6 protein-coding genes are annotated in these 5,827 nt (G+C 41.1%); all 6 read right to left on the bottom strand.

All coding sequences use genetic code 11. The annotated features are described in order from the left end of the window. On the bottom strand, nt 1–427 hold a 427-nt coding region (locus tag LG34_RS02250), incomplete at its 3' end, for a hypothetical protein (protein WP_146190171.1). Further along, nucleotides 420–1,325, bottom strand: coding sequence for a hypothetical protein (locus LG34_RS02245; RefSeq protein ID WP_109214690.1), 906 nt, complete (start codon nt 1,323–1,325; stop codon nt 420–422). The genes LG34_RS02245 and LG34_RS02250, both read right to left, overlap by 8 nt. 14 nt (nt 1,326–1,339) lie before the next feature. Next, complete coding sequence (locus LG34_RS02240; protein ID WP_109214689.1) at nt 1,340–2,617, bottom strand: hypothetical protein; 1,278 nt, start codon at nt 2,615–2,617, stop codon at nt 1,340–1,342. A gap of 30 nt (nt 2,618–2,647) precedes the next feature. After that, complete coding sequence (locus LG34_RS02235; RefSeq protein ID WP_109214688.1) at nt 2,648–3,523, bottom strand: hypothetical protein; 876 nt, start codon at nt 3,521–3,523, stop codon at nt 2,648–2,650. 132 nt (nt 3,524–3,655) lie between these two features. Then, nucleotides 3,656–4,984 (bottom strand): hypothetical protein, encoded by a 1,329-nt coding sequence (locus LG34_RS02230; protein WP_109214687.1) that lies wholly within the window; start codon nt 4,982–4,984, stop codon nt 3,656–3,658. A gap of 94 nt (nt 4,985–5,078) precedes the next feature. Next, a complete protein-coding gene (locus LG34_RS02225; protein ID WP_109214691.1) occupies nt 5,079–5,702 on the bottom strand; it encodes an ABC transporter ATP-binding protein in 624 nt (207 codons plus the stop codon). Nucleotides 5,703–5,827 lie beyond the last annotated feature (125 nt).

Genomic DNA, 5,827 nt, shown 5'->3' with positions numbered 1-5,827 from the left:
TAAATCCGCTCCACTGATTCTGCCAGACAGCCCCACGCCCAATCCACAGAAAACTTGCTGCAAAAAAGGATCCCAGACAGGTAACTCCAGCCAGCAGTCCAAACAAAAACTGCCCTGCCAGCCAGATTCTACGCGTTGCACGCATCATAACAAAAATATTTCCCCCACTTTTATCCGGAAAGCCAGACAACAGCACAATAAAGATCAACGGTATCACCAGCATATAAAACTGAAAGGACAACACCAGATCCATTGGCTCCAAAATATTGATCGAAAGGCCCGTCTCCTCTGCCACTCTCGCCATATTTGAAAAAATATATTCTCCCAGAAACAGAATGGAAAACAATAAAATTAACATTTTTTTCAGACTGAACCATTTTCGATATTCCATGCCCGCGATCCAGGCAATTTCATGCATTTTACACATTTCTTCTCCTCACCTGCCAGTAAAACAATAAGGCAATTCCACCCATCCACAAACCGATGAATATTGCATATCCAAAATAAGGAATTCCAAACGCATACTGAAATGAACAATCATAAAATAAATGATTCGATGGGAAAAGGAACTCCACCAGCCGCACTTTAAGTGGTACAGGCAGTCCGCCAGATTCGTATCGCTCATATACAACGCCCACATAACCGGATGCCATTTTTTTACTGAAATATTCCAGTAACACCAGATTGCTGATTGCAAAAAAACTGTCTCCCAACAATACAGTCAAAACCAATGCCGTTATAGCAAAAACGACACCCAACAGTCCCGTATGCACGATTGCAAGCAGCAGCCAGCCAATTCTCTGAAACATCGTTTCTCCATAAACTATTGCAACCATGCTTTCGTTTACATCATTTACATACGCATCCAGCGGCAAAAATTTAACAGCAACCAACACAATATATAGCACAATCCCACATCCAACACATAAAAACGCTTTCCATGCACTCTCTGTCAGCCATTTTCTTGCAAACTGCTTCTTCGTTCCCCGCAATGCATTCAAATAAAAATTTCCACCAAACCATACTTCCGAAAACTCAAAAATTCCCGGAACCACCGTCACAAGTGGCAGCAGCACAATAAACCACTCCATGTTTCGAAATCCCGCGGCCACAGAATAAATACTTGCCATTTCATCCATTTGCAGTAACTGCTCACGGTCAATATTAAGCCATACTTTCAGCACGGTCTCTTTTTCATCCGGATCACCACTTGGAAACGGACTCAAGAAACACAATAACGCCATTGCTACAATACACAGACAGCAAATCCACAGTTTTCGATTATTTATAACTTTAAGTTTTATCATCTGCCAAAGTGTCTTCATCCTGTTTTCCTAACTTAAAATCCCATTGTTGTAATTTCTCCGGTTATCGCATCCACATCAAAATAGAGTCTGCTAAATTCTGAAAGCTGCGTATTTTTGATAGAAAAATGATAACTTGGTCGGCACTGTACTGACTCTACATATCCCAATTGCCTTTTTTTCTCATTCTCATACTGAAACTTTGTCTGATATTCCAACTCTACAGAACTAATGTGAAATACTTTATCCGCTGAGACATATTTGCTCAGCAGTTCACAGACATCCTGCAACGGTAAAATTTTCTCATATGTTTCCTTCACACTTACAGACTCGAAATTCTGACAGCAACTCCAGATAAATCCAAGCCTGTCTTTCTGAAACATCGACACAAAATGATTCGTTCCAAAAGCCTCCGGTTTCAACACATCATCACTTTCACCCTCCTTCTCTACCTCCGTTGCATCATCGTAATTCAAAGCAAGCCCCTCATAGGAAGTTCCCATATCAAATTCATAATAATAGATCTCATCCGACAGCTGCCGCACATCAATCTGTAACACATGATAATCCAGATATTCTGAACCTACAAAATAATAATCCTCTTTCATATGCTGTTCCACAAACTGCACTGCATCCGTCAACGCAAGCTCCCCATCAGATAACGGATAGCTGATCCCAGTGATATCATCTTTTGACAGATCATATTTCTGAACAGAATGTCCCAGATTCATACCCCGATAACCATAAGGTCTGTTTGAATAATCCTCTTCCTCTCCAGTCAGTGCTGTTGGCACGGAATAATCTCCCAGTTCCAGCATAAAGGTGGAAAATATCACCAGTTCGGAGCAGGTTCCATCGTTATAGCCCAAATATTGCACTTGCTCCTTCTGTTCATCTGTTGCTTCCAAAATTGGGATAATAAGCCGGTCATTCTGTGCCACATCCCAGTACATCAGTGTCATATGCTGCTTCAGATCCACCCTATCATCCAGTCCTTCATACAACCGGATATTTTCCTCAAATTTCTCCACCTGACGATCAAAAGAATCTGTCGATATTGGAAACTCCATCTCATAAACCTGCTGCACATCCGGGATTTTTATCTGTGTTTCCGAAAAGTCCAGATTTTTGTATTCTGATTCAAAATTTTCCGCCTGCTTGCGCGCTTCCTTTAATGTTACTAAATTGTCCTGTGAAACCGTCTCTGTTTTTTCCAATTCTTTTGTTTTTCCAGATTCACAGCCGGATAATACGGTTACTGCAAGTATTGTTCCAATCATCATAACCCCAAGTAAATGTTTTTTATGTTTCATAACACTGCCCCTTTCCTTTATTATTTGTTATTACCTTCCCGCCTGATATTTCTTCGCTGCAAACATGCATCCAATCATCAATCCCACACAGCTTCCTGCCAGATACAGATAAGATCCCCAGATTGGAAATACCTGCACCCGCAGATATTTTTCATAATGAACCCACGGAATTGCATGTGCCATCGGAAATAACCACATCCACGCTGCATTTGCTGAGCAGCTTACTGTTCCAAGTACGATTAGTATTCCATCCACCAGAACTCCTACAAACTTCCGATTACACAGTGCTACAAAAAGTAAAATCATTGCCAGCAGAAAAAAATATAAAAACAGCATCAATATAGTGTGTAGTACCGCAGTTGAAAACAACATCTGCTGATACAGATTTTCTGGAAGTAACTGCAAGATATAATCGCCTGTCCGTTCTGGAAAAGTACTGGAATAATACGTTACCGCATTACTGAATTTCATCTGCCAGACACCTTTTCCACTCATCATGATACAAGAAGATACGATCAGAAAAGCTACCAGAAATACAACTGCTTCCAGTGCAAAGAAAATCTGTCCCCAGATCCACGTTTTCTTAGCGCAACGCATTTGATACAAAAAATCAATCCCGCCCTTTTGCGGAAAATCAGATAACAGCACCAGAAACAATGCCGGTAAAATCAACACGATTACACCGGAATTTCCCAACGCCACAAATGCTTCCAATATCGTTACCGGCTCCCCCATACGAACCGCGCAATCCTGTAATGTTATAATAATCTGCATATGTATAAACACCAGCATCACGCCAAGAATGATCAGGCGGCTACTGCGCATCCAGCGCTGAAATTCCACACTGCTGATGTGAAATACTGCTCTGATGTTTCCCTTAATTTTTCCGGTTTCACCACTTTTCACCTCAATCCCCCCTTCCCCACCGCTTAGTGCTCTACGCACTTGAAGCGGGGGAATGCTTATTCTGCGGTAAAATATTCCAATACATCTTTCTTATTTATGTTTTTTATTTTTTGACATGACCTAGTCCGTTATTTACGCATTACCGAACGTATAATATACCGCCCCTGAAATCATATCGACATAGACATTCAACATCTGATTTTTCACAGTATTTACCCCGCTGAATTTCCAGAACGGATAATAAACTGCCGTATCTTCATTAAATCCCTGACCAGTGTCCGTCATATAACTTGCATAACCAATTTTTACTTCCTGCACCTCCAGTTTCAAAAAGGATGCCAGTTTTTTGCTTGCAATATCCAGCGCCTGTTCCACTCCAACCATCTGTGTATCCTGATACAGCGGATGAACCACATCAGACTCTGACGGTCCTTTAAATGTAGATACGCCTGTATCATCAACGACATTGACATATTTCATCGACTCCTCAATTGCATAGCCTTCATAAGAATTTGCAATATCGGTATCCTGCAGATACAGGTAAGGCATATTTTCAAACCATCTTCTGACATTAAAAGTATACATGCAGGTATCAGCCTCCAAGCGATACACACTTACATCCGGAATGTCAATTTTTACTCCTTCTGCCATTGGAAATGGTGTCCCTTTTTCAAAATATTCTTTTACCTGTTTTGCACTTTCCCCAATCTTATAGTCTCCGGAAATGAGAGGATAGACTTCTTCTTTTAGCTCCTCCAGGCTTCCTGACTGAAGCAGCTTAAGATCATATTTCATATAAATATCGTTGATTGGTTTCGGGTTTTCTCCAAGATACGCACTGAGTTTTCCATCGCTCATCATAAAAACCCCCTCTACGCCAACCATAGCGTAGCACTGTTTCGTATCCAGAAGTAACGCATCTCCACTTCCTAACTGTTCGATTGAAACATCTGACAATAGTGGATAACATTCCGGTGCACCTTTACTTTCATCCATTTCTAAATCAGCTCCCATGACACGTACTTCTTTTTCCAGATCAATCTCTTCCTGTTTTCCGATGCTTACCAGCCAGTTTTCTAATGTCTCAAGCCCTTCCTGCACAGACATTCCATGTGCTGTCGTATAAAATACAGATAATCTCGAAAGTTCTTCTGGAAACGGATCAAATGTACAATCCTCTGTAAAATGAATGTTCGGATAGGATAAGTCCTGAATCTCCTGTATTTCCTGCTCATAGTGATTTGGATATTCTGCTATAGCAATTCTGTTGTCTACGATTTTTTCCTCATACTTTTCCTCAGAAAAATTTATTTTTTTCGTCTCTGCGCTCTGTGACCGCTGGTTCTTGTCTTCCTGCTGACTTTTCGTATTTCCACATCCACATAATACAAATAATAAAAGGAGTAATCCTACGGTCAGCCCACCTAATAATGTCTGTTTAATCGTACCTTTTTCTGTCATAGTAATTCCCTCCCCACATACATATCGACTTCTCCTAAATCATGTTTTCAGCATTCTCTTTCATTTACGTTATTCTCTCTGAATCAACATATGCTTAAATTAACTCTCCCTGTTCCATCTCATGTACTTCATCACAAAGTACACGAATGTCTTCTGCATTGTGACTGGCAATCACAATGATCTTGCGCTCATCTTTCATGAATAGCAACAGCTTTCGAATTTCTTCCACCCCGTTCTTATCCAATCCGTTCATCGGCTCGTCCAGGATCAATACCGACGGATTTTCCATGATTGCCTGCGCCAGTCCCAGTCTCTGCCGCATTCCAAGACTGTATTTTTTCACCGGAAGTTTCAGATCCGGATCCAGCCCGACTGTCTGTATTGCTTCCCGGATTTCCTTTGCAGAAATCTTGTTTTTGATTCCGGCAAGCACTTTCAAGTTCTGAAAGCCGCTGTAATAGGGAATAAATCCCGGTGTTTCGATGATCACTCCAGCATCCGGTAAATAATCCACATCCCGTCCGATCACTTTTCCGTTGGATTCCACCGTACCTTCCGTTGGGCGGATAAATCCACACATGCACTTCATCAGCATTGTTTTTCCGCTGCCGTTATTTCCTACCAGACCATAAATGTTGCCTTCCTTTAAGGTCAGTGAAACGTTGTTTAAAATCTGTCGTTTATTCAAAGCCAGAGAAATATTTTTAACCTCGATCATCGTTTTTGCTCCTCCCCAAATCATTTTATTTTTTTGCATTTACTAATTCCTGTTCATCCTCGCTGGAAACTATTTATATCAAAATTCAAGTCGAACGCACGTGAGACTTGGTGCGTGATTCTGGT

Origin of the sequence: Eubacterium ramulus, assembly GCF_003122485.1 — a bacterium.
GTDB lineage: Bacteria > Bacillota > Clostridia > Lachnospirales > Lachnospiraceae > Eubacterium_I > Eubacterium_I ramulus_A.
This window is presented reverse-complemented; position numbering and strand designations above follow the sequence as displayed.